Source organism: Streptomyces sp. NPDC055103, from assembly GCF_053607625.1.
In genome coordinates this window covers 78,977-105,271 of sequence record NZ_JBSGTX010000012.1, presented here as the reverse complement: position 1 = coordinate 105,271, position 26,295 = coordinate 78,977, and the positions used below count along the sequence as shown (strand labels likewise).

Sequence of the window (26,295 nt, the reverse complement as noted above, 5' to 3'; positions counted from 1 at the left end):
GAGCACCGCCCGTGACCGGAGCACGCGTTCAGCCTCGCAGCCTCAGGCCGCTGCGTGAGAGGCCGGGGCCATGTGGTCGGTGAACCAGTCGCGCGCGAGATCGGTGACCTTCTCCAGGGCACCGGGCTCCTCGAAGAGGTGGGTCGCGCCGGGCACGACCGCGAGCCTGCTCTCACAGCGCAGCCGGGCCTGTGCTTCCTCATTGAGGTCGAGCACCAGCTGGTCGTGGCCGCCGACGATCAGCAGCGTCGGCGCCGTCACCGCCGGCAGCCGTGGCCCGGCCAGGTCGGGCCTGCCGCCCCGGGAGACGACCGCCGCGATCCGCGCGCCCTGCTCGGCGGCTGCCCACAGCGCGGCAGCCGCGCCGGTGCTGGCGCCGAAATACCCGATGGCACGCCCGTCGGCCTCGGGCTGTCCGCGCAGCCAGCCAGTGGCGTCCGCAAGACGCCGGGCGAGCAGGCCGGTGTCGAAGACATTGGCCCGGTTGGCCTCTTCCAACTCGGTGAGCAGGTCGAACAGCAGCGTGCCCAGCCCGGCGCGGTTGAGTCCGGCCGCGACGAACCGGTTGCGCGGGCTGTGCCGACTGCTGCCGCTGCCGTGCGCGAACACGACGATGCCCCTCGCGCCCGCAGGCACCGTCAACTGCCCGCGCAGCACCATGGCTCCGGCCTGCACATCCACCTCCCGGTCCTCGGACACGGCGGGACGCGGCCCGGTGCGGAGGGTGCTCAGCGGGCGGGCGATCGCCTCCTCCAGACAGGCGACGACCTCGTCGTCGTCGGTCTGGGAGAAGTCGACGTAGAACTGTCCGATCGCATAGAAGTTCCGCGGAGTGTGCAGGCATACGAACTCGTCGGCGTCCCCGCCCAGCCGTGCCGTCCAGTCATGCGGTGCCACGGGGACCGCCAGCACGATCCGTGCGGCCCCACGTGCACGGGCGATCTGGCAGGCCGCGCGCGCCGTCGACCCCGTGGCCACCCCGTCGTCGACCACCAGCGCCGTACGGCCCTCAAGCCCGATCGGTGCCCGCCCGCCCCGGTAGCGCCGGGCCCGGCCCTCCAGCACCGCCCGCTCACGGGCCTCGACCTGGCCCAGCTCATCGGCGGTGACACGCGCCGCACGCACCACCTCATCGTTGATCACGCGTACGCCGCCCTCGCCGATCGCGCCCATGCCCAGCTCCGGCTGGAAGGGCACGCCCAGCTTCCGCACCAGGCAGACATCCAGCGGCGCGCCCAGCGCGTCGGCGACCTCCGCGGCGACCGGAACTCCGCCACGCGGCAGACCCAGCACCACCACCTCGGCTCCCTTGAAATGTCCCAGCCGGTCGGCCAGCTGACGGCCAGCGTCACGACGATCCATGAAGAACACGATCCGACCTCCTCGTCCCCGAGGACACAGTGAGCAACGCGGTGCCCCGTACTTCCATGCTCGCCCCAGCAGGGCACGGTCGCGCACCGCCGCGGAAGCCGCGGTCACCGTGGTGCGCCGCCAGCCTCGCTGTCGGGTTCCACCCCGCCGTCTTGGCTGCTCACAGCCGCAACACCCAGACGCCGCACGAACGCGGCCTCGCTGCGCGCCAATGCGCGTTGCAGCCCCTCCCGTAGATCCGCGTTTCCCGTGGGGCCGACTGTCTGGCCGACCTCGTTCGAGACTGGCTGCCTCCCACTTGCCACGCCCGAATCAACGGCCCGTTCCGCATCGTGGTCGTGCGCCGAGTGAGCGAAACGGTCCCTCCGGGCGGGCCCGGGAGGGCCACGGAGAGGAGCACGTGCGTCGGCTCCACCTGGATTCCCCAAGTGCGTTGTAGTGCGGTCGACGCGAGAATGGAGTTCTGACGGAGTACATCTCGGGAAGGCCACGCACTGCTCGCGGGCCAGCACACAAAGTTCGTTACCTGTGGGCGTCCGGCAGTGACGATGTCGGCGGCGGGGGCCGGGGGCCCGCTTTCAAAGGCAGGGATCAGACCGTGCAGATCCAGTACGTGATGAGTACACCGCCGGCCAGTGTGCCTCCTTCGACCTCCATCGAGGAGGCGGCACAGCACATGGCCCGTGCGGGCGTCGGGGCCCTGCCCGTGGTCGACGACGACCGGGTGGTGGGCATCGTCACCGACCGCGATCTGGTCGTACGGGCCATGGCCGACGGACTGTCCCCGCAGACCAGGGTGGAGAAGGTGATGTCCACCGTCCCGGTGACCGTGGACCCCGAAGCGGCCGTGGCGGTCGCCCTTCTCCTCATGCGGTCGGCGCAGGTGCGCCACCTTCCGGTGGTGGCTGAGGGCCGGCTGGTCGGCGTGATCTCATTCGACGACCTCTTCTGGCAGCTCACCCAGCAGCTTTCGGACCTGGCGGCCGTGGTGGATGCCGCCAGGAAGATCCCCGAACCCCTCCGGGGTGGGCAGCAGGCTCCCCTGCCGCACGGCTGAAGAACCACGACTCCCTGTGGGGTATCGCAACTCCGGCCAGGCGGGTAACCGCCTCGTCCGTGCCGCCGCATCGGCGACGACGCCCACGGTGGCGTCATCGGCTCTCTCGGCCCCTCGGTTCCGGCGCCACGGCAGACACGGCAATCACAGCGGGGCCCGTGCCCGCACCCGATACCGAACTGGCGACCATCACGTCGGCCTTACGCGGTAGGCCGGTCCTGCTCATCGTGGGTCGCCCCGACCGCCGCATCGTGGTCGCCCTCTGCGGGGTGGCGGCCGTCCGGTCTCCGGCGGCGGAGTACCTCCAGGACCACGGACCCGTCGACCGTCTCGCGGGCGGTGAGAAGGTCGGCCAGGGTGTCGAGCGCCTGGCGGTGGTCGCGCAGCAGGGCCGTGGCGCGTTCCTCTGCCTGGCGCACCAGACGGGCGGTCTCCTTGTCGACGACGCGTTGCGTCTGCTCGGAGTAGGGCCGCCGCAGCGCGTCTTCGGCGCTGTCGCCGCCGAGGTAGCGGGGGGCACCGGATCCGTACCCGACGGGGCCCAGGGCCGAGGACAGGCCGAATTCGCGGACCATGCGGACGGCGATCTGGGTCGCGCCGGCCAGATCGTCGGCGGCACCGGTCGAGCCCTCGCCGAAGACGACCAGTTCGGCGGCCCGTCCACCGAGCCGGACGGCGAGCAGGTCGGTCAGGTAGCCCTCGCTGTACAGGTGCCGTTCGGCTTCGGGGAGCTGCTCGGTGGCGCCCAGCGCGGGCCCGGAGGGGAGGATGGTGACCTTGGCAACGGGGTCGGCGTGCTCGCACAGGGCCGCCACGAGCGCGTGTCCGGATTCGTGGACCGCGACGGCGCGCCGTTCCTCAGGCAGCAGCGCGTTGGAGGATTCCCGCCGCCCCAGCAGGAGTCGATCGCGGGCGTCGTCGAGATCCCGGGCCTCGATGACGGCACGGCCGTCCCGGACGGCGTTGATGGCCGCTTCGTTGACCAGGTTGGCCAGATCGGCGCCGGAGAAGCCTGGAGTGGCCCGGGCGACCGGATCCCAGCCGACGTCGGGTGCCAGGGTCTTGCCGCGGGCGTGGACGGCCAGGATGGCCGCCCGCTCGGCCTGGTTGGGCAGCGGCACCGTCACATGCCGGTCGAAGCGGCCGGGGCGCAGCAGGGCAGGGTCCAGGGATTCGGGGCGGTTGGTGGCGGCCAGGACCACGATGCCCACGGACTGGTCGAAGCCGTCCATCTCGGCCAGGAGCTGGTTGAGGGTCTGCTCGCGTTCGTCGTTGCCTCCCAGCCGGGCGCCCGCGCCACGGCGGCTGCCGACGGCGTCGATCTCATCGATGAAGATGATCGAGGGTGCCCGTTTGCGTGCCTCGGTGAACAGGTCGCGCACGCGGGAGGCGCCGACGCCGACGAACATCTCCACGAACGCGGAAGCGGTCACCGACAGGAACGGGACTTCCGCCTCGCCGGCCACCGCGCGGGCGATGAGGGTCTTGCCGGTGCCCGGCGGACCGACCATGATCACGCCGCGCGGTCCCTTGGCGCCTGCGGCGGCGTAGCGCTCGGGGTTGCGCAGGAAGTCGACGATCTCGCCGATCTCCTGCTTGACGCCCTCGTAGCCGGCGACGTCCTCGAAGCGGGTCGTCGGGCGCTCGGTCTCGATGATCTTGGCGCGGGCCCGCCCGATGGCGCTGAGGCCCCCGGTCATTGCCCCGGCCGCCCGGCGGCCGGCCCAGAGGAACAGGGCGAAGATGGCCAGCACGGGCAGGAACAGCACCAGCAGCGTCCCCCAGGGGCTGCCGCCGCTCCGGGAGGCGGTGATCTCCACTTTCCCGGACTGCAGCTGCTGTTCGAGGCGGCTGTTGTCCAGGGCGGTGGGGATCCGTGTGGTGAACTTCTTACCGTCCTTGAGCGTGCCGCTGACCGCGCCCTTGTCGTTGATGTCGACCGTCTTGACCTGGCCGGTGCTCACCTTGCCGAGGAAGTTGCTGTACGACAGCTTCGCCCCTTGCGGGGACGAGGGGACTCGCAGCAGGACTACGAGCAGGAGGACCAATGTGGCGATGGGCAGCAGCCAGCGCGTCCAGGAGGGCCTCGGCGAGGGCTCCGACGGCTTGGGCGGCTCACGCGGAGGGCCCGATTTTGCCGAGCGCGACAGATGCCGGCCTGAGAAGTGGACTGATGTGATCAACGGACGGCTCCCTCGGCGGTTCCCGGATGCGCAGAGGAGGGTGGATCGCGGGGTGGGCGTCCCACTTCAAGGATCAACGCCCTCTCCGCTGTCGGCATGAGCGAACCACCGCGGGCCACTTCCCTCCTCGGGTCACCGCACGTCCCCGACCGGAGAAACCACCCGACCGGCAACAGGGGTCTCGACGTCACAGCGCACACGTCCTCCGCACTCCGGCCGGAACGGACCTGCGGCTTCGCCGCGCGGAACGGGAGGAAACCCACATGTCCGAACCCACGAGTCACGTCGCGTGGGCAATACAGCGGGGTGGGGAAACCGCACGGTGCACCCCTCATCGAAGAGCACGCGCTGTGACCCCACGTGCGCCGGTTCCCCGCACCCACCGTCGCTCATCCGTCCCGTACGGTCAGCTCGTCGATCACGTCGGTCACCGGGTCGAGCCCTTTCACCTCGGCGAGCAGCCGCGCCCCTTCGTCGCCCGTCACGGAGCCCCGGAGGCGGACCGCTCCCTGCTTGACCGTGACCTCCACCGTGTCGGCGGCCTCGGGGAACATGTGCCTGATGCGGCCCTGCACGCCCTCGAGCATGGTTGCGTCGTCCCCGAGCAGGGCGTCCAGCAGGGTGTGCCGGTGGACGGTGCCGACGAGCCGGCCGTCCGGCTCCGCCACGGGAGCGCGCTTGAGGCGGGAGAGGGCCACCAGCCAGGCGGCCTCGGAGACCGTCATGTCCGGCTGGACCGTGACGGCAGGGCTGGTCATGAGGGTCTCGGCCGTCTCCTCGCCCGGCTCGGCCGTCGGCCTGGTCTCCCGCACCTGGCTCGCCGCGCTGGGCCGGTGCGTCCGTGCGGCGACCACGGCGAGCAGATCGGCCTCGGACACCACGCCCATGACCCTGCCGTCGGTGTCGGCGACGGGCAGCGACCCCGTCCCGTGCTCCGACAGCGCCCGGACGATGTCGGGCAGGTTGGTGTCCCCGGCGACTGACGGCGCGGGCGCGGTCATCAGGTCGCGTACGAGGAGGGCGGTACGGGGTGCCTGGGCGGCGGGCCGAGCCTTCTTGGCCGTGGACACGTTCGCGATCGCGCCGACGTAACGCAGCAAGGCGTCCTGCCGCTGCTGCTCGTCGGGCCGCCAGCCGTGACGCGGCACGGCACGGCGAGCCTCGGCACCCGCTGCGAACCTCTCACGTTCTGTCATGGCGATGTCTCCAGATGCGGTCAGGTCGTTCGCGCCCGGGACGGCACGGTGGCCCGTCCGGTTCAGAGTGCTGTGGTTGACGGCTCGCGGGCCGTGGGGGTGATGAGGCCGTAGTGGCCGTCGTAGCGGTGGTAGAGGACGTTCCCGCGGCCGGTGCCGGCGTCGGCGAAGAACACGAACGGCCAGCCGGTGACGTCCAGGCGCTCCTTCGCCTCCGTGACGCTCATGCGCGGGGCGGCGGCCGGGCTGAGAGTAAGCGGCACGGCGACCGGGCCGATCAGGTCGGGCCGCGGATGCACCTGCGCCAGCCGGTATCCCTCCGGGTCCGTGCGGTACAGGACGCTGTCCTCTCCCGTTCCGGCGTCGGTGAACAGCTGGAAGCCGTAGTCCAGCCGCTCCAGGTCGTCGGCCGCCTCGTCGGGCGATTCGAATGCCAGGGCGAACGCCTTGTGGCGCACGACTTCCCGTTCCTCGGCCGGGCGCGGGAAGTGGTCGGGGCGGTGAGTGGGCTCGTCACCGTGCCGCCATGGGCGGGCGCTCCCGGGCGGATGCGTACGGCCGCGCCGGGCTTCCCAGTGTTCCGCCATCCTCGCCAGCACGGCTTCGAGCCGGTCCCTGAGGAGGTCGGCCGCTTCCGTGGCGTTGCTGCCGGCAACGTGTGCGCGGGCGGGCTTGCCGTTGACGTCCAGATTGGCCTGGGCCGTCACGGGCCGCTCCATCGCCGGGTTCGCGTACCGGGTCAGCTTCACCCGGGCGAAGAGCACGGGTCCCGGTGCCTGGTCGAACACGGCCCGCACCTTGTCCCGGGCGTAGGCGGCGTCCTCGGCGGACACATCACCCCGGGTCTCCACCTGCACGTCCAGAAGGGGTTGTGCGGTGTTTCGCTTCATGATGACCTCCGCTACGAGGAGGAGTCCGGGTGGCCGGCCCGTTCCTGCATCTTCTGGTCGAGCAGGAATTCATGAGCCCACCGGGCCAGTGGGAACTCTTCATCCCGTGTGCGGGGACGGGGGCAGGCGGCCCGTCTTACGCGACTCCCACCGACGCCCCCAAGCCCGGGAGCTCAGCTCCAGCCACATCTCTCACTCTCATCCAGTCTTCCTTCGATCCGCGAGACTCGCAGGGGCCGAACGGCCCTCGCCGGGGGCTGACAGGTCCGCCGATCGGATCGGCGCGACGACGACGCGCACCATGGAAGCAGTCCTGACAATCGTCGTTTCGCGGAGGTGAACCGCGATGCCCCCCCGTACATCACCGGCCAACTCGGCTCCTGGAGCGGACGTTCCCCACACTGAGCTGGGGAGAGCCTGTCGCATCCGAGATCGATGACCTCTTCGAGCGGATGGGTCGGTTCCTGGAGGCCGCCAGCAGGCACCCACCATCTCCGGCATCTGGTCGCCGCTGGCCGACATGCACGAGACGGACGACGCCTACGTGGTCGAGGCGGAGCTGCCGGGCATCAAGGAGGACATCGACGTCGAGGTCAGCGGCCGGGAACTGTGCGTCACGGGTGAGTTCAAGGAACGCGAGCGTGAAGGCGTCCTGCGCCGGGGTGCGCGCCGCACGGGCCGTTTCGAGTACCGGGCGTTGCTGCCCGTCGAGGTCAAGGCCGAGGAGGTCAAGGCGAACCTGGCCGACGGCGTGCTGACCGTGACGGTCCCCAAGACCCAAGCCGCCAAGCCTCGGCATGTCGAGATCACGGAGGCCTGAATCACACCGCACTCGTGCGGAGCGGACGGGGTGTCCCCCCGTCCGCTCCTCATAAGTGCGGTGTCACAGGTCCGGCCCCGCCTTCCCGCTGACCGGAGACCATGTGCTCACACCAACGCGCGGGCGGCCGGGCGACCGTAATCGTCCTCCGCTTGCCCGGGGTGCTTGAGGAGATCCTTCGTTCCTCACCGTCCGGCTGTCACACGCTGCGGCACAGCGCCCCGATGCCGTGGGCCGGGGCACCGTCGGCATCGGGACTAAGGACGCGTACGTCCGCTCCTGAAAGCACGGCCGAGCGGACCGCCACGTCGGCCAGCCGGCCGCGGATCACGGGTCCGCCGACGGGGGACGGCGCGGGGCGGCGATCCGACACAGCTGAAGCGGCCTCGCCGAACCACGCGGTACGCCGGTCGTCCGGCTCGTCGACGAAGACCAGGGTCTCCACGCGGCTCTCCGCGAGCGCGCCGAGTGTGGGGTGGACGCCCTCGACGGCCCGGCCCCCCGGAGACCTCTCCTCGGCGAACCGTCGCAGCAGGTCCTTCGTCTGCTCGTCCGCCGCGCGGTGCGTCTCGGCCTCGATCTGCTCCTCCCGGATGCGGGCGGACCCGTCAAGTGCGCGTCCACCGCTCACGTGACGCAGGGAGACCTGCCGCCGGACGCGGTCGGGCAGATGCTTGGTAAGGAGTTGCAGAGCCCGGACGTCACCGGCGAGCAGCACCAGGCGGGCGGAGACCCGCGACACGGCACGGGTCAGGGCTTCTGCCGCGCTGACGGCGTTGTGCTCCCAGGAGTCCTCCGCCCTCCGCTGGAAACGGCCCTGCGACATGCCTCCGGGCGCGTTGCGCTCGATCTCGTCGTCGGGTCCGGTCACGGTGCGCCGTAGCGGCTCGGTGTCTCCGCGCGGGTACGCCGCCAGGTCTGCTCCGGTGCGGTCGACCACGGCGAGGACGCGTGCCGGGTGTTCCTGGCGCCACTCCAGGAGCGGTGCCAGGTGTGGCAGGGGCGCGTGGACGGCGAGATCCGCGTGTCCGTCGCCGGGCAGGATCGTGGAGTGGCGGAGCTCGCCTGCTGCTGCGAAGGCCGCGAGCGTCCCCGTTCCGGGGAGTGCCGCGTCGACACGCCGCGTCAGCGCGGCGATCGTGTCCTCATCGGCACCCTTGCCCGACAGCTGCCGGGCAAGGGTGCGCCAGCGCAGCCTGGCGTCGTCCTCCCGCTGCGGGCGGGGCTCCAGTTGCAGGTACACCGAGGCGATCGGCCCCGGGGTCTCGCACAGGGTCCTCAGGATGTCGTCGTTGACCGACGTCGTGGTTCCCATGTCAGGCTCCCGTGGTGGGCGCGCCCGTTCGCGACGAGCCCGAGGCGTCGGGATCGAATCCGAGAAACCGCTCAGCTATCGAGGTCCCCATGAGCTACAGGGGCGGCGTCAGGACCGATCAGGGCAGGGCGCGCGGCCGCGGACCACATGTCATCCGGCGCGCCCGCTCCGGGCGCTCCGCGGTCCCTTCTTCGCCGTCGCGTGGCTGATCACGTCTCGCAGCGGTGTCGTGCGGGCAGACGGAAACCTGCAAGGTGGGCTCCCTTCGCCGGCATTGTCCGGATCAGGTGATGGAGGTCGCTTTCCGGTCTCACAGACCTTCCAGCCTCTCAGCCCGACCGTCGACCAACGCCCCGCGCGGAGCCTCCGCCCATCACCCGGGGCCATCCGGTCGAACTCCCTCGCTCGCCCTGCAGGCCAATTTCCACGATACGCCCGCCCCCACCCAGTGCCAAGGCGGAACGCCCCCGTCACCGCCCCGATGACCAGGCCCGAAGGCGGCTCGGTGAATCCGCCATACCCCCGGCTGCCCACTCGCGGTAACTGATGCCCCACCGTTCGTCCGCGAGCGGGCGGAACGGGACGGGCGCCACCACCAAACCACGGCGGCCGGCGGCGCCCGGGACTGCGTCCGACCGCTGTCTCGCGTTGGGCCGGGCGGCCCATGTCCAACAGTCTCGGCCGCGGTCACACTGGGGGTACGGGCTCGGGGCGAAGAAGGTGGTTCCCGTGTCGGACCGGGTCGTCGCGATGGTGTGGCCGTACGAGCGCGGGGTGGCGTTGCGGCTGGGCCGGCGGCGCGGGGTGCGCGACCCCGAGAGCCGGTTCAAGTTCCCGCTGACGGACCGGATGTCGAAGGTCGCCCCGCGCACGGTGACCGACGTCATCGCCGGCAACCCCGTCGCCCTGCCGTCGCGGAACCCGCAGATCCTCGCCGAGATCGCCGCCGAGAAGAACTCCGCCATCGTCTTCCCCGCCCAGTTACTCGAAGCGCCCGGGCCCTGACCCGCTTCGTCGACCGGGAAAGGAGCTCCGCGACAACCGCACCAGCGGTCACCACACCGACGGGCCCGACAGCGGGCGGCTGCCCCGGGCAGGACTCACCCATCCCCCGGGACGGAACCCTCACCGACCCCCTCAGAGGACAGGTCTGGACATGAACGAGCAGACGACGAACAAGCCGACGCGTACCAAGACGTGGACCCTGCGCGTGGACCTCTTCGAGGAGGGCGACGTCACAAAGGTGCACGCCGTCCTCGACACCGGCGACAACCGGCTGGAGAGCCGCACCGAAGCCCACCGCAACCCGCACGACCCTCCCGCGCCGGAGATCGGCGACGAATACGCAGCCGGACGCGCCCTGGTCGAACTCGGCCACCAGCTGCTGCGCTTCGGCGTGGCCGACGCCGCCGCCAACGAACCGCCCCTGCACGGATGACCGCCACGGATCCGACCCACCGGCCGCGGCCTGTCCGCTCGTCGCGGCGCCGTCCGGCCCCTCACTGAGGGGAGGGTGTTCACGAAGTGCGCAGGCAGTGGGAGTGCCGATCACCGCCGGGCCCGGCTCGGAGACATCGGCCGACGAGTGGCCCGGCGCCGGCAACTGCTCGGTCTCGGTCGCAGGGACCTGGCAGACCGGGCGACATGGCGCCGGGGTACGTGCAGTCGTCGGCCGGTGCCGTCGACGCCGTGATGCTCACTCGGCGGGCTGCGGCACGCGGCGCGTCCGCTGGAAACCGCTGGGCGGTGAGCCTATGGAGCGCCCGGCCGTGCCCCTCGCCGGCACATCCCGTCCCGAAGGATCTTCGGGAGAGGAGTGCTGGGGAAGTCGGCGCCCGGCGGGATCGGCCGCATCGCGCCGTCGACCGGCAGCGGTCCCGTCGTGCGGCCGGTCGACTGTCGACTCCACGAAGGCGAAGTGGTCGATTCGCACCCGGCACCGGGAGCTACCCGGCTGGCGCGGCAGGTCACCGGGCCCCTTCGAGGTGGACTTCATCGACAAGTCGCTGCGGCGGACGGAGCGTCCTGACGTCGGGCCTGGCGGTCCGGGTCGACGATCCGGAGGCCCCGCATCGGCCGGACCATCGTCTCGCCATCGGCAGCGCGACCCGAGGGTGGGCCCGGACGTCGAGGAGCGTGAGACGAACGCCAAAGCCGGAGACCACATCGTCGTCGAGGGGCATCCGCCCGGAACAGCGCGCCGGGGGCACGATCGTTCCACTGCATGGCCCAGCAAGTCTCCTGCACTGGGAAACAGCCGAGGTCTCCCCGGATCTGGCCACACCGTGCCCAGTTCGGTGGTCCGGACGGCGACTGCCAGTCGCCATTCAGGGACGCCGACGGTGCGGGGTGCTGATGGATGCCCAGGACCTGCCCGGCGGATCATGCCGTGGACGGGCCTGTCGAGGCCCAACTGCCCTGGTTGGAATCGCGGTGTGTTCGAGTACCACGGCCGAATCGCCGACAGACTTCCCATCGACCAAATGGCGAGTCCCTACCTGAACGGAACCGGATGGCTGTGGCCAGCAGCTGGCACAGGTCGTCGAGCGCCCGGAAGCGCCGAGGTCACGGCGTGGATGCACGATCGCGAGCGGGAGCAGGTCCGGTTCGCGCAGGTCGCCGAAACCGCGGCCGATAGTTTGCGGTTCAGCGGGCGCCGGGCTGTCGCACCACGGCGACGGGGCAGTGCGCGTGGTGCAGCGCCGCCTGGCTCACCGAGCCGAGCAGCAGGCCCGTGAAGCCGCCGCGTCCTCGTGCGCCGACGACCAGGAGCTGCGCGGCGCCACTTGCCTCGATCAGAACCTCCCGCGTGGGACCGTGCACCACGCGGAGCTCGACCGGGACCTCCGGGTACCTCTCCCGGCGACCCGCGAGCGCCTCGGCGAGCAGGCGTTCCTCGGCCTCGGCGAGCATGCCCGGACGGCTCGTGTACGGTTCTGCGGGATCCTGCGGCGGGGGCACGGGTGCGTTCCACGTGGTCCAGGCGTGCAGGGCGACAAGGCCTACGCCTCGAAGGGCGGCCTCCGCGAAAGCGAAGTCCACCGCCGCCGCGCCGGCGCGGGAACCTTCGACCGCCAGCACGATCGGCCCGGCCGGCTCCGGCGAGTCCCGCACGACGAGCACGGGACATCGACCGTGCGCCGCGAGCCGCACCGCCGTGGAGCCCACCATGAGCCCGACGAAGCCGCCCACGCCCCGGGATCCGACGACCACCAGCTCCGCGGCACCCGACTGTGCCTCCAGGACCGTCAAGGGCGCCCCCAACACCACGGCATGGGTGACGTCCACCGACGGCGCCACCGCCCTGGCTCGTTCCACCGCCGCGGTGACCAGGTCCTCGGCCATCCTCTGGATCTCGTCCCGGGTCGGCATCGGCAGGGCCTGCCACAACGGCACACGCGCCACAGGCCAGTGGAAGGCGTGCACGATCCGCAGCCCCGCATCCCGCCACCGGGCCTCCCCCTCCACGGCGCCAAGGCTCGACGCCGAGCCGTCCGCTCCCACGATCACCAGCCCACTCACGGCACTCCTCCGCTCAGCCCCTCATATCTTGAACGGCGTGCTGGATCTGGGCGAGCGGTAAGGATTACTAGTGTTCCGTGCTCCCCGGAGACCGATCCCCCTTGGCCCACGCCCCCGTATCCGCCCTGCCCTATGCCGTTCGGCACTCGAACGAGGAGGCCTCAGCACCATCCGCACCCGCATACCAGGACCGCGACGGGGCGCATAGCCGTCCGCGCCTCCTCGCCGGCAACTGGTACTCGACGACAGAACTCGCGGCCCACCTTCGTGTCGACGCTTCGACCCTGCGTCGCTGGCGCACCGCACGGCCGCCCCAAGGCCCTCCGTTCATCTCCGTGTCCGAGCGCGTCGTCCTGTACAGCGCGACCGATGTCGAGGAATGGCTGCACCGCCGCCGAACCACCCCCGACCGGAAGGTTTGATGACCCATATAGAAACCGTCCCGATCGGCGTACGACTCTCCACGGACGTCGAATACAGACCCAACAGGGCGACGCCATATCGTGCCCGAGTCCGCTGGTTCGATCCCACCACCAAGCGCCGCAGGTCCGTCTCCGAAGCGACGGAAGACGAGGACGCGGCCAACGCGTGGATCCAGGCGATCGTCGAGGCCGCCGAAGCAGGGCTTGCCCCCCTCGACCGCCACGATGAAACTCTCCCCCTACGGCGACGCCAATATGGAACTCGCTCTGCGCGGTCTCGAATTGAAGACCCGCGACCCCTACCTCTCGGGGTGGCGGATCCGAGTCGTACCCGCGCTGGGACATCTGCCCGTCCGGATGATCACCAACGGCGTGGTCGACCGTACGCTGCAGAACTGGATCGCCGACGCGTGCAGCCGGTCAACAGTCAAGAACACCCTCGCCGTTCTGGTCCGAGTCATGGAGCAGGCGGTCCGTGACGGCGTCATCAAGGTCAACCCCGCCCGCGTCACAGGCTGGCAGAAGCTGTACAAGCAGGCCGAGGACGAGCTCCTCAACCCACGAGCGCTCGCCCTGCCGAACTGGGAGTCTCTGGTCGAGCTGGCCGACGCTCTCGTGGCCGCCTCCTACGGCGAGTACCGAGGCTGGGGCGACGTGGTGCTGTTCGCCGCGTGTACGGCCGCGCGCATCGGCAAGGTCTCCGGCTGCCGGGTCGGGGACATCGACACCACCAACTGGATCTGGACCGTCCGCCGTCAGACGACCCCCGCTCCGGGCGGTCTCGTGGACAAGGGCACCAAGGGTAAGCGGGCCCGGCAGGTGCCCATCATCGAGGAGATCCGCCCACTCGTCGCACAACGCGTCCTAGCAGCGGGCCCCGACCCCGACGCCCGCTTGTTCACCGGACCCCGCGGAGGCCGCATCTCCACCGCGGTCCTGCGCGACGCGACCCACTGGGACGACGTCGTCACGAAGCTCGGGTACGAGCACCTGCGCCGCCATGACCTCCGGCACACCGGGCTCACCTGGTTCGCCGACGCCGGCGTCCAGGTGCACATCCTCCGCAAGATCGCCGGGCACGGCTCGCTGACCACCACTCAGCGGTACCTGCATCCCGACGTACACAAGATCACCGCCGCGGGCGCCGCCCTCTCGGCACACCTCACCGCGCTCCGCGCGCCCCGGTCCCTGCCGAGCCCCATCGTGGTCGCCCGCTGACCGGTCAAGGCGAGTTGGTCCCCAAGTTGTCCCCAAGAATGATCAAGGGGCCGTTTCAGATTGCTCTGAAACGGCCCCTGACCTGCGACTCTTTCGAGTCGGGACGACAGGATTTGAACCTGCGACCCCTTGACCCCCAGTCAAGTGCGCTACCAAGCTGCGCCACGTCCCGATGCGCGTCTTCCGCGGGTTTCTCCCGCGTCGGCGTGCAGGAGAAACACTACCTCACTCCAGGGGGCGGTCTGACGCACGGGCTGTCACCGCTGCTGTGGCGAGGGCGTCTGCGCCGCAGGTGGCGGCCAGGGTGGCCGCTCGGCCGAGGGCCGAGGGGGAGCCTGTGGCGTGGGCGAGGTCGAGGTGGGCCCGGGCCTCCTCGTAGCGGGAGGGGGAGGCGGCGAGGTGGTCGACGGCGCGGGTGAGGAGGTCGCGGGCTTCCGGCGGGTCCGCGAAGAGGGCGACGCAGCGCAGGGCCTCGCCCAGGGCCGTGGGGGTGCCGAGCCGTTCGGCGTGGGCCAGGGCCTCGCCGGCGATCCCGGCGGCGCGGTGCGGGTCGGAGGAGGCGAGGGCCCTGGCGAGGTCGAGGGGCCAGGGGGCCCAGACGACGTGGTGGCGGCCGCGGCCGGTCAGCGCCTCGGCCGCCCCTTCGAGGGTGTGCACGGCCTCCTCGGTGCGGCCCTCGGCGAGCAGCAGCCGGCCGAGGACGCTGGGGCCGTCGGGCAGCACGATCGCGCCCGGCCAGGGCGGGCCGAAGGCGTACCGGTCGGCGACGCTCCGCGCCTCGGTGATGCGGCCCCGGGCGACGAGGGTGTCGACGAGGAGGCAGGCGGTGTCCCAGTGGACGGGGAGCCCGTCGCCGACCCGGTCGGCCAGCCGCAGCCCCTCCTCCAGGTGGTGCTGGGCGCGCGGCAGGGCGCCGCGGCGCCGGTGGACCAGGCCGAGGAGGGTGTGGGCGAAGGCGAGGTGGGCGCCGCTCCAGCCGGAGATCTCGAAGGCCCGGACCGCCTCGGTGAAGAGGGCCTCGGCCCGGTCGGGCCGGTCGGCGAACACGTAGGCGATGCCGGTGAGGGCCGGGATCTCGAAGCCCCAGGTGGGGTCCGTCCAGCCGAGGCCCCGGGCGGGCCGGCCGTCGACGAGGGCGCGGTCGCAGAGGCGTACGACCTCGTCGGCGGGTTCGCCGCGGAGCATCGCGTCGAAGGCCCGGACGGTGACGAGGGCCCGTTCGGAGTTGTCGGCTCCGGTGAAGGAGCTGGTGAGGTCGGCCAGGCGGCGGGAGCGCCCGGGGCCGTCCTCCTCGGCGGTCTGGAACCCCTCGTACATGAAGTGGGCCGCCTGCAGGCGGCGTCGGCCGGTGCCGGGCGGGGTGCGGGCCGCCTCCGCCGCGACGGCCCGCGCGGCTTCCTCCAGCTGGTTGTTGTGGGCGAGGGCCTGGGCGAGCCGGTAGGTCGCGTCGGTGCGCAGGGCGTCGTCGAGGCCGGGCAGGGCGAGCGCGGAGCGCAGGTGCAGGACGGTGGCGGCGGGTGCCGTGAGCAGGGACGCGCAGCCGAGTTCGTACAGGACCCTGGCGTACGTGTCGGGGCCCGGCGGCTCGGCGACTGCCCGCTCCAGGCAGCGGCGGGCCGCGTCGGGGGCGCCGACGGCCAGGTGCTCGACGGCGGCGGCCCGCAGCCGGCGGACGACGTCCTCGTCGTCGTCCGGGTGCACTTCGAGGAGGTGGCGGGAGGCGGCCGCCGGTCCGCGGCCCGCTTCGGTGAGCACCCAGGCGGCGCGCCCGTGCAGGGCGGTGCGGACCGCGGGTGACACCGAGCCGTACACGGCGGTGGCGATGAGCGGGTGCGCGAACTCCAGCGGCGGGCCGGCGGCCGTCTTCCGTGCCGGCGGCGTGGTGACGATCCTGGCCAGGCGGAGCCGTTCCGTGTGCTCGGCGAGTTCCGCCGCGTCCATGCCCGTGAGCTTCGCGAGGAGGTCCGGCGTGCTGTCCGCGCCGAGGACGGCGACGGCCCAGGCGACGCGGGTCGGGCCGCTGCCGAGCGCTTCGAGGCGGGTGACGAGGCCGCCGCCGCGGGCTCCCGCGGCCAGGCTCTTGAGGAGGCCCGCCGTGCCCGCCACGGGTTCGAGGGTCCGGTCACGGACCTTGGCGAGGAGTTCGACGGTCTCGTACGGGTTGCCGGAGGTCACCGACCACAGTTCCCGGCAGAACGGCTCGTCCGCGTGGGCGCCGAGCGTCTCGCGGGCGAGCTCGGCGGTGAGGGCGTCCAGTCCCAGCGTCACGAGTGCGCGGCCGCCGAGACCGGCCAGCAGGGCCTTGCCGTCGCCCCCGCTGTGCCTGTCGCCCCCGGCGTGCCTGTCGTCCCCGGGACCGCCGGTTCCCTCGTCGCCCGCCGGGGTCGGCAGCGGGCGGTGGGCCAGCACCACGAGGGCGGGCAGCCGGCCGTCCTGTCGGGTGCGCGTGAAGGCGTCGAGCCAGGTCAGCGTTTCGGCGTCGGCCCAGTGGGCGTCGTCGAGGAGCAGGACCGGGGGCCGGTGGCGCAGGCCGTCCGCGAGCCGGTCGAGGAGCCGGACCAGGCCGTCCCGTACGCCCTGCGGGTCGGCGGGCGCGGCCGACGGCAGGGGCGGCGAGGCGAGTCCGAGGGCGGGGGCGACGAGGTCGAAGCGGTCGCCGAAGAGGTGGTGGACGTCCTCGGAGCCGTAGCCGTCCAGTGCGGGCTGGAGGAGCTGGCGGGTGATGTGGAAGGGGACCGAGGTGAGCGTCTCGCCGCCGCGGGCGGTCAGGACCGTGCACCGGTCCCGGGCCATGCGGTGGATCTCGGCGAGGAGGGCCGTCTTGCCGACGCCCGGGTCGCCTCGGAGGACGAGGACGCCGCCCCGGGCGGGTCCTCCGCTCGCCGCCCCGGCGACGAGCGTGTCTATGGCGTGGCAGGCCGCGGCGAGCTCCGGGCCGCGTTCGAGCAGGGCGCCCCGCTCCGGGCGGGCAGGGGCCGCGGACCGCCCTGCGGACAGCTGCTGTTCGGATTCCGACGGCACCGGCGACTCACTCCCCCACACGATCAACAGGCACGACGCTACCCGTTTTTGGTCCGTGCGACCCACCCGAACCCGGGAAACGTCGGACCGACGAGCCTACCGCCCCTGATCGTCCGGGGGGTGACAATGGACGGGTGAACCGGACGACGAGGGATCGCGACGAGGAGGGCAGGGCGCGGAGCGCACGCCCCCGTGACGGGCTCGGACGGCCGCTGCCGTACGGGGCGGAGGGAGTGCCCCGGCAGCCCGAGGGCGTCGTGCGCACCCCGGACGAGACCCTGCGTGAGGCCCAGCGGCTCCTCGACGCCGGGATGCCGTTCCACGCCCACGAGGTCTTCGAGGACGCCTGGAAGTCAGGCCCGGAGGCGGAGCGCGATCTGTGGCAGGGGCTCGCGCAGCTCGCGGTCGGTCTGACGCACACCGCCCGGGGCAACCGGCAGGGCGGGGCACGGCTGTTGCGCCGGGGCGCCGACCGGCTCGCCGCGTACGGAAGTCCGAGTCCGCGCGAGAGCGCGCGAGGGGGCCCGGACGAGAGCCCCTACGGGATCGGTGTGGGCGGACTCGTGGCGTGGGCGCGCGAGTTGGCCGAGCGTGCCGAAGAGTCGGGGGCTCAGGTCGACGCGGCGGCCGAGGCCCCGCGACTGCTGCGCGGCTCCGGCGCCTGAGACCCGCTACTCCCCTGCCCGCGGGGCGAGTTCGCGCTCCAGTACGGATGTGTGGCTGATCGACGGGTCCTTGGCCGCCGTGAGCAGCGTGACGGTCTCCCGCGCGGCCAGTTCCCGGAGCCGGTCGAGGGCCGCGGCGGCGTCGGGGGCGGCGAGCTCCGCCTCGTACCGTCGGCAGAACTCCGCGTACTCCCCCTCGGGCCCGTGGTACCAGCGGCGCAGCTCGGTGGAGGGTGTCAGCGCCTTGGGCCACTCGTCGATGTGGGCGTCCGTCTTGGCCAGTCCGCGCGGCCAGAGCCGGTCGACGAGGACACGTACGCCGTCGTCGGGCGACGGGGCCTCGTAGATCCGGCGGACACGGACGCGGGGGTTCCTCGGCGGCATGCCTCCAGGGTGCCGGACGGGCCGGGAGCTCACCTCTCGGCGCGCAGCGCCGGAAGGAGGACGGCGTCCACGAATCCGGTCATCGTCGAGGCCTCGGCGAACCGCTCCTCGAAGATCCGCTCGATGCGGAGCATGCCCAGGAAGCAGGGCGCGACGAACGCGATGGCGGGGTTGCCGGCGGCGACCTCGCCCCGCTCGACCGCGCGCGCCACCACCGCGTCGATGGCCGCGACCTCGGGGGCGATGACGGTCTCGCGGAGCGCGGCGCGCAGGTCGGGGTGCTGGATGAAGGCCTGGGCGACGGCCTCCATGAGCTCGGCGTCGCGCTCGCGGTGGGAGGCGGCGATACGGGCGGCCTCGTGGAGGTCGCCGGCGAGGGAGCCGGTGTCGATGCCGGCGAAGACGGTGCAGCGGCGCCGGGCGAGGGCGGCGGTGACGAGCTGCGGCTTCGTGCCCCACTGGCGGTAGAGGGTGGCCTTGCCGCACTTGGTGCGGGCCGCGACGCCCTCCATGGTCACCGAGTCGTAGCCCCCCTCCCTCAGGAGGCAGATCACCGCGTCGTACAGCTCCGTCTCGCGCTCCGGCGTGATCTTGCTGCGACGGGCTGCGGCGGTCGCGGCCTGTGTGGACATCGAATCCTCCCGGACACCTCTGTCTCTGCACATACGAGAGTAGGGGGTGCACAATCGAGACGCAAACGTATCGAGACGCTTGCGTCTCGATGAAATCGGATCTAGGCTCACTCCGTTTGCTGCCGATTTGACGCATTAGAGGGGCCGCGCGATGGGTGCCGGGATACGCGGGACACGAGGACGACGTCCTCCAGGACCGGGGACGACGGCTACCCCCGGCCCCGGTGAGCCGGAAGGCCGCGAAGGCCCGGGCGATCCCTCGGGTGCCCTGGGCCCCGCGGGCCACGAGGTGACCGCGAGACCGCCGCTGCTGCGCGAGTTCGTGCTCGTCACCGCGCTCTTCCTCGTCTACAAGCTCGGCCGGCTCCTCGCCAACGGCCACGAGGCCCGCGCCTTCCGCAACGCCGACCACGTCTGGGACGCCGAGCGCGCGCTCCACCTCCCGGGCGAGGGAACGATCCAGCAGCTGCTGATGCACGGCGAGCCGCTCGTCCGGGCCGCCAACACGTACTACGCCGCCGTGCACTTCCCGGCCACGATCGCCTTCCTCGTCTGGCTGTACTGGCGCCGCCCCTCCCACTACCTGTGGTCGCGCCGTGTCCTCGCGCTCCTGACCGGCGCCGCCCTCGCCCTGCACCTGCTGATGCCGCTCGCCCCGCCGCGTATGCTCGCCGCCGCCGGCCTCGTCGACACGGCGCGGGTCTACGGCCCGTCCGTGTACGGCGCCACTCCCGAGACGGACTCGATGGCGAACCAGTTCGCCGCCATGCCGTCGCTGCACTTCGGCTGGGCACTGATGGTCGCGATCGGACTGATCGCGGCGACCCGCTCCCGCTGGCGCACGCTGTGGCTGCTGCACCCGCTGCTCACCCTGCTCGTGATCGTCGGCACCGCCAACCACTACTGGTTCGACGCGCTGGCCGCCGCCGCGCTCCTCGGCCTCGCGCTGCTCGCCGTCCGGGCCCCGGGCCGCGGCGGACGGGCCCCGGGCTGCGGCCGAGCGGCGCCGCCGCCCCTTCCCCGCCCGCGTACGGCGACCCCTCTCCCGGCCGGAGTCCTGCGATGAGCCCCGTCGTCGGCACCGTCCTCGCGGTGCTCCTCTCGCTCGTCTCCGCCGCCGGATACGCGCTCGCCGCCGTCGCGCAGTCGCGGCTGGCCGCCTCCTCGGCCCCCGACGGCGGGCGCGGGGCGCTCCGCGCGCTCCTCGCCCGCGGGCAGTGGTGGTGGGCGGTCGGCCTGAACGCCGCCGGGGCCCTCGCCCATGTGGCGGCCCTGCACTACGGGCCACTGACCCTCGTCCAGCCGCTCGGCGCCCTGACGCTCGTGGCGGCGCTGCCGCTGGGCGCGTACTGCGCGCGCCGGCGCGTGACCCGGAAGGAGTGGCGCGGAGCGCTGCTGACCCTGGGCGGGCTCGTCGGCCTGGTCGCGATGACCGGACCGGCGGAGCCCGGCGAGGCGCTGAGCCTGCGCGAGGCGCTGATCGTCGCCGCGGCGACGGCGCTCCTGATCGCCGCGCTCGCCTCGGGCCGCGTGTCGCGAGGGCGCGGCGGCACGGCCGCGACCACAGCCGCGGGAGCCGCCGGCGGCCCGCGGGCCCGCGGGCTCGGGCACGCGGGCTCGGGCACGCGACGGCCTCCGGCGTCGCGTCCGGTGTCGGCTCCGCCCTGACGCAGACCCTGACGGCGGCGCTCGCGCTCGAACTACCCGGCAGGGAACCGGTCTGGTGGCAGACCGCGCTGCTCGCCGTCCTCATCTCGGGCTTCGCCGTCGGCGGGCTCCTGCTCTCACAGGCGGCCTACCGGGGCGGGCTCGCGGCGCCGCTGGCCGTCGTCAACCTCTCCAATCCGGCGGCCGCCGCGATCATCGGCGTGGCCCTGCTCGGCGAGACCTTCCGGGCGGGCGCGTGGGGCTGGCCGATCGCCGCCGCCGCGTCGCTCGTCGCGGCGCGGGGCGTGGTGCTGCTGACGAAGGGCGGCGCTCCGGTCGCCGAGACGGCCCCGGCCGCCTCCACCGTCGTGGCGGGTTCCCGGCCGGTGCCGCAGCCGCGGGTCACCGATCTCCCCGCACCCCACCCCTCACCTCTCCCCGCATCCACCGCGCTCCCTCTCCCCGTTCCCGAGGTGGAGGCGGCTCGGGCATCGCTTTCCGGTTGATCCCTTTCGTCATATTGACGAAAATCAGCGGAACCCCCTATCGTCAATATGACGACAAGGGGGTTTCCATGGCTGACATCACCCGGCGGTCCGGCTGGCGCCATCTGCGCTCCGCGCCCACCGCCCACATCCGCCACCAGCGCCGCGGGCAGCTCGTCCACGACGGCGAGGGGCTGAGCTTCTGGTTCCGGCCGCGCACCGCCGCCCTCTCCGAAGTGCCGGTCAACGACCGGGAGCTCGCGATGGCGTTCCACGCCCGCACAGCGGACTTCCAGGACGTGAGCGTGCAGTCCGCCGTCACGTACCGGATCGGCGACCCGGGCGCGGCGGCCACCCGGCTCGACTTCTCGATCGACCCGGACACCGGCGCCTGGCGCGGTACGCCGCTGGAGCAGATCGCCACCCTCCTCACCGAGACCGCCCAGCAGCACGCCCTCGACGTCCTCGCCCGCACCACCCTCGCGGCGGCCCTCGTCGACGGCGTGGCGGCGGTACGCGACCGGATCTCGGCCGGTCTCGCGGACGAACCGCGACTGCCGGACACCGGTATCGAACTGGTCGCGGTCCGGGTGGTGGCCATCCGTCCCGAACCGGAGGTCGAGCGCGCGCTGCGCACCCCCGCCCGTGAGCTGATCCAGCAGGAGGCGGACCGCGCCACGTACGAGCGCCGGGCCGTGGCGGTCGAGCGCGAGCGCGCCATCGCCGAGAACGAGCTCGCCAGCAAGATCGAGCTGGCCCGCCAGGAGGAGCGGCTCGTCGAGCAGCGCGGCACCAACGCGCGCCGCGAGGCCGAGGAGAGCGCCGCCGCCGACGCCGTACGGGCCGAGGCCGAGGCCGTACGGAAGGTCCGGCTCGCCCGGGCCGAGGCCGAGGCGGCGCGCGTGGTCGGCGAGGCGCGCGCGGGCGCGCAGTCGGCATGGCTGCGGGCGCACGCGGAGGCGGAGCCGGCGACGCTGCACGCCCTCGCCGTGCACCGGGCGGCGGAGAACCTGCCCCGTATCGAGCACCTCACGCTCTCCCCCGACGTGCTCACCGGGCTCCTCGCGAAGCTCGGTGGAGGGGCGGCCGCGTCGTGAGCCTCGCGCCGCGCGCGGTCCTCGTGCACCGGACCACGGAGTACGAGGAGCTGCTCGCCCGGCACGGTACGCACGGCCAGGCCGCGTTCTTCCTGTCCGCGCGCGGCCGTTCGGTCGAGGCGGTGCGGGAGCGGCACGAGCGGGTCCGGCGGGCGCTCGCCGAGGTGGCGGGCGCGGTTCCGCTGTCGTGGCGGCAGACCCGGGTGGAGCGCGCCGACCTGGACCGGTTCCTCTTCGGGCCCGAGGACGTGGTCGTGGTGGTCGGCCAGGACGGTCTGGTCGCGAACGCGGCTAAGTACCTGACGGGCCAGCCGGTCGTCGGGATCGACGCGGACCCCGGGCGCAACGCGGGCGTCCTGGTCCGGCACCGCGCGGCGCACGCGAAGCGGCTGCTGCCGTACGCGGCGGGGGACGGGGCGACGGTCGACGAGCTGACGATGGTGGAGGCGGTCACCGACGACGCGCAGCGGCTCCTCGCGCTGAACGAGATCTACGTCGGCCCGCCCGGCCACCAGACCGCGCGGTACTCGCTGGGCCTCGACGGTCCCGGCTCCCCCGCGGAGCCCGAGTCCCAGGCCTCCTCGGGCGTCCTGGTCGGCACCGGCACGGGGGCCACGGGGTGGCTGCGCTCCCTGTGGGAACAGCGCTCCAGCGCGCTCGCCCTGCCCGGGCCCGCGGACGCCCGGCTCGCCTGGTTCGTCCGCGAGGCCTGGCCGTCGCCGACGACGGGCACCGCGCGCGTCGAGGGCCTCCTCGACGCGGGTCACGGCCTGCGGCTCACCGTCGAGTCGGACCGCCTCGTCGTCTTCGGCGACGGCGTCGAGTCGGACGCCCTGCACCTGACATGGGGCCAGACGGTCCGCCTCACGGCGGCGGAGACCCGCCTCCGGCTGGTGGGTTGACGGGTCCGGGCGCGGCCCGTCAACCCACCGTTCCGGGAGCCGCGCCGTGTCCGCGGTGACGCGCGGCCGGAATCGATCGGCGCGTGCGGGACGAGCCGTACGACAGCACTATGCTCGGCGCGCTCCGCCGCCCGCCCGGCTCCGGCTGTCGAAGGAACCCCATGGCCCCCGCCTCCCCCGGTTCGCTGTCCGTCGCTCCCGCCACACCCGAGGAGTGGGCGCTCGTCTGCTCCTGGGCCGCCGAGGAGGGGTGGAATCCCGGACGTTCCGACGTCCCCGCGTTCTTCGCGCAGGATCCCGGCGGCTTCTTCCTCGGGCGCGTGGACGGGGAGCCGGTCTCGGCCATCTCGGTCGTCAACTACAGCGATACGTACGCCTTCCTCGGCTTCTACCTCGTCCGCCCCGCGTTCCGGGGGCTCGGCCACGGCCTGACCACCTGGCGGGCCGCGCTCGCCCACGCCGGCGACCGGTCCGTCGGGCTCGACGGGGTGCCGGCGCAGCAGGACAACTACCGGCGCTCCGGCTTCACCACGGCGTACCGCACGGCGCGCTTCGTGGGCGAGGTCCCGGCGCCCGACCGCCCGGTGCCCGGGGTGGTGCCCGGCGAGCTGCTCGACCCGGCCGCCGTCGCCGCGTACGACAGCGCCTGCCACCACGCCGACCGGCCGGGCTTCCTCGCCAGGTGGCTCACCACGCCCGGGCACCGCGTCCTGGTCCGGGTCGTCGACGGCCGGCCCGCCGGGTACGGGGTCGTCCGCCCCGCGCGGGACGAGGCGCGGATCGGACCGCTGTTCGCCGACACCCCGGCGGACGCGGCGGCCCTGCTCGACGCGCTCGCCGCCGAGGCACGGGACTTCGGCGCGGCCCGGATCGCCGTCGACATGCCGGAGGCGAACCCGGCAGCGGCGCTTCTGGCGCTTGACCGGGGTCTGGAGCCGACGTTCGAGACGGCCCGGATGTACACGGGTCCGGTCCGGCCGGTGGCGCGGGAACGGGTCTTCGGCGTCACGACGCTCGAACTGGGCTGATCCCCCCGGGGAGTGGCCCGTCCCACCCCGGCCGCCGCGACCGTCGCCGGCCATCCGCCGCGGCACCCCCGCACCGTCTCCGCCCCGACTCCCCCGCGCCGTCTCCGCACCGCCCCCACCAGCGGAAACGTCGTCCGCTCCCTCGTACTCCGCGGCCGATCCCCCGCCCTTCTCCCCTCCCCTCCCCCTCTCCCCTCCCCCGGACCCCCGCCGCCCGGTGAGGGGTGACAAGGGTTTTCCCCGTATCGGGTTCACTCTCCCGTTCCCTACTGTCCTCCGCACCGGCAGATATCACCCCCCGAATACACCCTGACAGGTGCATGCGGAGGGTGATGTCCGCCGGGGACGGCCTTGACCCGGGCCGTCGCGCCGGTGGCGGCGCACGGACTTCCCCAAGTCCAGGGACCGACGGACAGCGACCCCACTTCGCACCGTGTGTCCCGCGCCGCCGCCACTGCTCCGCAGTTACGTCGTACTCGAAAGGGCCACACCTTGAACGGTTCCAGGCGGAGAGTCATATCCGTGGTCGCGAGCGCCGCGATCCTCGGCGCCGCTGCCACCACCGGGGCGTTCGCCGCCGCCCCGGGCGCTGCCAGCCCGAAGCCGGCTCCGGCTTCGCAGACGATGGGGGCGCTCCCGAGCGCCCCGGTCGAGAAGGTCATCGTCACCTACAAGAGCCAGGCCGCCGAGGCCGGTTCCAACACCGCCGCGAAGAGCGACACGGCCGAGAAGGCCGCGAAGACGGGCGAGAAGCTCTCCTTCGAGCGCCGCCTCGCCGGCGGTGGCGCCCTGGTCGACCTGGGCGACAGCGCCACCAAGCAGGACCTGACGGAGGTCATGGACGCGTTCCGCGCCGACCCGTCCGTCGCCTCGGTCGAGCCTGACATCCGTGCCTACGCGATGGCTGTCACGCCGAACGACACCGACTACGCCAAGCAGTGGGACCTCTTCGAGCCCACCGGCGGCATGAACGTTCCCGCGGCCTGGGACAAGACGACCGGCTCCGGCGTCACCGTCGCCGTCATCGACACCGGATACGCCGCCCACTCGGACCTGGCGACCAACGTCGTCGCCGGTTACGACTTCATCTCGACCTCCGCCGACGCCCGCGACGGCAACGGCCGTGACGCGGACGCCAAGGACGAGGGCGACTGGAACGCCACCGACGGCGAGTGCGGCACCGGCTCGCGCGCCTCCAACTCCTCCTGGCACGGCACCCACGTGGCCGGCACCATCGGCGCCGTCACGAACAACACCAAGGGCATCGCGGGTATCGCGTACAACGCGAAGATCCAGCCCGTGCGGGTGCTCGGCAAGTGCGGCGGCTCGTCCGCCGACATCGCCGACGCCATCACCTGGGCGTCCGGCGGCAGCGTGCCGGGTGTCCCGGCCAACGCCAACCCGGCCAAGGTCATCAACCTCAGCCTGGGCGGCGCCAGCTCCACCTGCCCGAGCGTCTACCAGACGGCCATCAACGGCGCCGTCCAGCGCGGTACCACCGTCGTCGTCGCCGCGGGCAACAGCAACGCCAACGCCTCCGGCTTCACCCCGGCGAACTGCTCGGGCGTCATCACCGTGGCGTCGACCAACCGCGCCGGCGCCCGGTCGTACTACTCCAACTACGGCACCATCGTGGACGTGGCCGCGCCCGGCGGCGAGACCCGCAACGCCACCGACACGCCCGGCACCGTCACCACCCCCGAGAACGGCATCTACTCCACGCTGAACTCGGGCACGACGACCCAGTCGGTCGAGAACTACAAGCCCTACCAGGGCACCTCGATGGCCGCGCCGCACATCGCCGGCCTCGCCGCGCTGCTCAAGTCGGCCAAGAGCACCCTCACCCCGGCCGAGATCGAGTCCGCGATCAAGACCAACGCCCGTCCGCTGCCGGGCACCTGCACCGGCGGCTGCGGCACCGGCATCGCCGACTCCGCGAAGACCGTGGACGCCGTCACCGGCACCACCACTCCGCCCACCGGCACCGTCTTCACCAACGCGACGAACGTGACGATCTCCGACAACACCACCGTGTCGTCCTCGATCGCCGTCACCGGCCGCACCGGCAACGCCCCCGCCGCCCTCAAGGTCGACGTGGACATCAAGCACACCTGGCGCGGGGACCTGGTCATCGACCTGATCGCCCCCGACGGCACCGTGCGCAACCTGAAGGCCTCCTCGTCCTCGGACAGCGCCGACAACGTCCTCGCGACGTACACGGTCGACGCCTCCAGCGAGGTCGCGAACGGCACCTGGAAGCTGCAGGTCCGCGATGTGGCCTCGGGTGACACCGGCTACATCGACTCGTGGAACCTCACCTTCTGATGTACCGCTGAACCCCTTCTGAACCACCCCCCACATCAGCATCATTGCTGGTCAGCGACGCGCTCGTGGTCTACACCACGGGCGCGTTCTGGCGCGTCCGGACGGAAGCGGCCGA

General features: G+C 72.7%; 23 protein-coding genes and 1 tRNA gene. 14 read left to right on the top strand and 10 right to left on the bottom strand.

Annotated features, from left to right (window positions below; translation table 11 throughout):
* Positions 1-42 precede the first annotated feature (42 nt).
* Positions 43-1,371 (bottom strand): phosphoribosyltransferase family protein, encoded by a 1,329-nt coding sequence (locus ACWFR1_RS10805; RefSeq protein WP_453548940.1) that lies wholly within the window; start codon positions 1,369-1,371, stop codon positions 43-45.
* Positions 1,372-1,969: 598 nt separating this feature from the next.
* Between ACWFR1_RS10805 and ACWFR1_RS10800 the strand changes: the two genes are divergently transcribed.
* Positions 1,970-2,428: a CBS domain-containing protein gene (locus tag ACWFR1_RS10800; protein ID WP_453548938.1), complete on the top strand. Its 459-nt coding sequence runs from the start codon at positions 1,970-1,972 to the stop codon at positions 2,426-2,428.
* Between the two features lie 200 nt (positions 2,429-2,628).
* On the opposite strand, the gene ftsH is transcribed toward ACWFR1_RS10800, so the two are convergent.
* From ftsH to ACWFR1_RS10785, 3 genes are all read right to left on the bottom strand, one after another.
* Positions 2,629-4,611, bottom strand: coding sequence for an ATP-dependent zinc metalloprotease FtsH (gene ftsH, locus ACWFR1_RS10795; protein WP_453548936.1), 1,983 nt, complete (start codon positions 4,609-4,611; stop codon positions 2,629-2,631).
* Positions 4,612-5,000: 389 nt separating this feature from the next.
* Positions 5,001-5,807: a CBS domain-containing protein gene (locus tag ACWFR1_RS10790; protein WP_453548933.1), complete on the bottom strand. Its 807-nt coding sequence runs from the start codon at positions 5,805-5,807 to the stop codon at positions 5,001-5,003.
* Between the two features lie 62 nt (positions 5,808-5,869).
* On the bottom strand, positions 5,870-6,697 hold the full coding sequence (locus tag ACWFR1_RS10785; RefSeq protein WP_453548931.1) for a ribosome hibernation promotion factor: 828 nt from the start codon (positions 6,695-6,697) through the stop codon (positions 5,870-5,872).
* 520 nt (positions 6,698-7,217) lie between these two features.
* Between ACWFR1_RS10785 and ACWFR1_RS10780 the strand changes: the two genes are divergently transcribed.
* Complete coding sequence (locus ACWFR1_RS10780) at positions 7,218-7,517, top strand: Hsp20/alpha crystallin family protein (protein ID WP_453548929.1); 300 nt, start codon at positions 7,218-7,220, stop codon at positions 7,515-7,517.
* A gap of 199 nt (positions 7,518-7,716) precedes the next feature.
* On the opposite strand, the gene ACWFR1_RS10775 is transcribed toward ACWFR1_RS10780, so the two are convergent.
* Positions 7,717-8,832: a baeRF2 domain-containing protein gene (locus tag ACWFR1_RS10775; RefSeq protein ID WP_453548927.1), complete on the bottom strand. Its 1,116-nt coding sequence runs from the start codon at positions 8,830-8,832 to the stop codon at positions 7,717-7,719.
* 729 nt (positions 8,833-9,561) lie between these two features.
* Here ACWFR1_RS10775 and ACWFR1_RS10770 point away from each other — a divergent pair.
* Both ACWFR1_RS10770 and ACWFR1_RS10765 read left to right on the top strand, forming a co-directional pair.
* Complete coding sequence (locus ACWFR1_RS10770; protein WP_453548924.1) at positions 9,562-9,837, top strand: hypothetical protein; 276 nt, start codon at positions 9,562-9,564, stop codon at positions 9,835-9,837.
* A gap of 151 nt (positions 9,838-9,988) precedes the next feature.
* A complete protein-coding gene (locus ACWFR1_RS10765; RefSeq protein ID WP_453548922.1) occupies positions 9,989-10,270 on the top strand; it encodes a dsRBD fold-containing protein in 282 nt (93 codons plus the stop codon).
* 1,208 nt (positions 10,271-11,478) lie between these two features.
* On the opposite strand, the gene ACWFR1_RS10760 is transcribed toward ACWFR1_RS10765, so the two are convergent.
* Complete coding sequence (locus ACWFR1_RS10760; protein WP_453548920.1) at positions 11,479-12,354, bottom strand: universal stress protein; 876 nt, start codon at positions 12,352-12,354, stop codon at positions 11,479-11,481.
* 77 nt (positions 12,355-12,431) lie between these two features.
* Here ACWFR1_RS10760 and ACWFR1_RS10755 point away from each other — a divergent pair, with 77 nt between their 5' ends.
* Together ACWFR1_RS10755 and ACWFR1_RS10750 are read left to right on the top strand one after the other, a co-directional pair.
* Complete coding sequence (locus ACWFR1_RS10755; RefSeq protein ID WP_453548918.1) at positions 12,432-12,776, top strand: helix-turn-helix transcriptional regulator; 345 nt, start codon at positions 12,432-12,434, stop codon at positions 12,774-12,776.
* Positions 12,777-13,001: 225 nt separating this feature from the next.
* Complete coding sequence (locus tag ACWFR1_RS10750) at positions 13,002-13,994, top strand: site-specific integrase (RefSeq protein WP_453548915.1); 993 nt, start codon at positions 13,002-13,004, stop codon at positions 13,992-13,994.
* A gap of 98 nt (positions 13,995-14,092) precedes the next feature.
* Here the strand turns inward: ACWFR1_RS10750 and ACWFR1_RS10745 are convergent.
* Positions 14,093-14,166, bottom strand: a tRNA-Pro gene (locus ACWFR1_RS10745).
* A gap of 53 nt (positions 14,167-14,219) precedes the next feature.
* Positions 14,220-17,015 (bottom strand): ATP-binding protein, encoded by a 2,796-nt coding sequence (locus ACWFR1_RS10740; protein WP_453548913.1) that lies wholly within the window; start codon positions 17,013-17,015, stop codon positions 14,220-14,222.
* Positions 17,016-17,149: 134 nt separating this feature from the next.
* Between ACWFR1_RS10740 and ACWFR1_RS10735 the strand changes: the two genes are divergently transcribed.
* Positions 17,150-17,680 carry a DUF309 domain-containing protein gene (locus ACWFR1_RS10735; protein WP_453548911.1) on the top strand — a complete coding sequence of 177 codons (531 nt, stop codon included), beginning with the start codon at positions 17,150-17,152 and terminating at the stop codon, positions 17,678-17,680.
* Positions 17,681-17,686: 6 nt separating this feature from the next.
* Here ACWFR1_RS10735 and ACWFR1_RS10730 read toward each other — a convergent pair whose 3' ends face one another.
* Positions 17,687-18,064, bottom strand: a complete 378-nt coding sequence (locus tag ACWFR1_RS10730; RefSeq protein ID WP_453548909.1) for a DUF488 domain-containing protein — start codon at positions 18,062-18,064, stop codon at positions 17,687-17,689.
* A 29-nt stretch (positions 18,065-18,093) separates the two neighbouring features.
* Positions 18,094-18,696, bottom strand: coding sequence for a TetR/AcrR family transcriptional regulator (locus ACWFR1_RS10725; RefSeq protein ID WP_453548907.1), 603 nt, complete (start codon positions 18,694-18,696; stop codon positions 18,094-18,096).
* 289 nt (positions 18,697-18,985) lie between these two features.
* On the opposite strand from ACWFR1_RS10725, the gene ACWFR1_RS10720 reads away from it, so the two are divergent.
* From ACWFR1_RS10720 to ACWFR1_RS10690, 7 genes are all read left to right on the top strand, one after another.
* Positions 18,986-19,762: a phosphatase PAP2 family protein gene (locus tag ACWFR1_RS10720; RefSeq protein WP_453548904.1), complete on the top strand. Its 777-nt coding sequence runs from the start codon at positions 18,986-18,988 to the stop codon at positions 19,760-19,762.
* Entirely contained in the window at positions 19,759-20,364 is a 606-nt protein-coding gene (locus ACWFR1_RS10715) for a DMT family transporter (RefSeq protein ID WP_453548902.1), read from the top strand. The genes ACWFR1_RS10720 and ACWFR1_RS10715 overlap by 4 nt, the downstream gene beginning before the upstream one ends.
* 200 nt (positions 20,365-20,564) lie before the next feature.
* On the top strand, positions 20,565-20,849 hold the full coding sequence (locus ACWFR1_RS10710; RefSeq protein ID WP_453548899.1) for a hypothetical protein: 285 nt from the start codon (positions 20,565-20,567) through the stop codon (positions 20,847-20,849).
* Positions 20,850-20,917: 68 nt separating this feature from the next.
* The gene (locus tag ACWFR1_RS10705; RefSeq protein WP_453548897.1) at positions 20,918-21,925 is read left to right on the top strand and encodes an SPFH domain-containing protein; all 1,008 of its coding nucleotides are present in this window, start codon (positions 20,918-20,920) and stop codon (positions 21,923-21,925) included.
* Positions 21,922-22,827, top strand: a complete 906-nt coding sequence (locus tag ACWFR1_RS10700) for a hypothetical protein (RefSeq protein WP_453548895.1) — start codon at positions 21,922-21,924, stop codon at positions 22,825-22,827. The genes ACWFR1_RS10705 and ACWFR1_RS10700 overlap by 4 nt, the downstream gene beginning before the upstream one ends.
* 161 nt (positions 22,828-22,988) lie before the next feature.
* Entirely contained in the window at positions 22,989-23,855 is an 867-nt protein-coding gene (locus tag ACWFR1_RS10695) for a GNAT family N-acetyltransferase (protein ID WP_453548893.1), read from the top strand.
* A 624-nt stretch (positions 23,856-24,479) separates the two neighbouring features.
* A complete protein-coding gene (locus ACWFR1_RS10690) occupies positions 24,480-26,180 on the top strand; it encodes a S8 family serine peptidase (protein WP_453549005.1) in 1,701 nt (566 codons plus the stop codon).
* Positions 26,181-26,295 lie beyond the last annotated feature (115 nt).

Bases quoted from the DNA above. Each gene is read 5' to 3' on its own strand.
- ACWFR1_RS10790 (WP_453548933.1), bottom strand. From the start codon at position 5,807: ATGACAGAACGTGAGAGGTTCGCAGCGGGTGCCGAGGCTCGCCGTGCC.
- ACWFR1_RS10785 (WP_453548931.1), bottom strand. From the start codon at position 6,697: ATGAAGCGAAACACCGCACAACCCCTTCTGGACGTGCAGGTGGAGACC.
- ACWFR1_RS10780 (WP_453548929.1), top strand. From the start codon at position 7,218: ATGCACGAGACGGACGACGCCTACGTGGTCGAGGCGGAGCTGCCGGGC.
- ACWFR1_RS10775 (WP_453548927.1), bottom strand. From the start codon at position 8,832: ATGGGAACCACGACGTCGGTCAACGACGACATCCTGAGGACCCTGTGC.
- ACWFR1_RS10765 (WP_453548922.1), top strand. From the start codon at position 9,989: ATGAACGAGCAGACGACGAACAAGCCGACGCGTACCAAGACGTGGACC.
- ACWFR1_RS10750 (WP_453548915.1), top strand. From the start codon at position 13,002: ATGAAACTCTCCCCCTACGGCGACGCCAATATGGAACTCGCTCTGCGC.
- ACWFR1_RS10730 (WP_453548909.1), bottom strand. From the start codon at position 18,064: ATGCCGCCGAGGAACCCCCGCGTCCGTGTCCGCCGGATCTACGAGGCC.
- ACWFR1_RS10725 (WP_453548907.1), bottom strand. From the start codon at position 18,696: ATGTCCACACAGGCCGCGACCGCCGCAGCCCGTCGCAGCAAGATCACG.
- ACWFR1_RS10715 (WP_453548902.1), top strand. From the start codon at position 19,759: ATGAGCCCCGTCGTCGGCACCGTCCTCGCGGTGCTCCTCTCGCTCGTC.
- ACWFR1_RS10705 (WP_453548897.1), top strand. From the start codon at position 20,918: ATGGCTGACATCACCCGGCGGTCCGGCTGGCGCCATCTGCGCTCCGCG.
- ACWFR1_RS10695 (WP_453548893.1), top strand. From the start codon at position 22,989: ATGGCCCCCGCCTCCCCCGGTTCGCTGTCCGTCGCTCCCGCCACACCC.
- ACWFR1_RS10690 (WP_453549005.1), top strand. From the start codon at position 24,480: ATGGGGGCGCTCCCGAGCGCCCCGGTCGAGAAGGTCATCGTCACCTAC.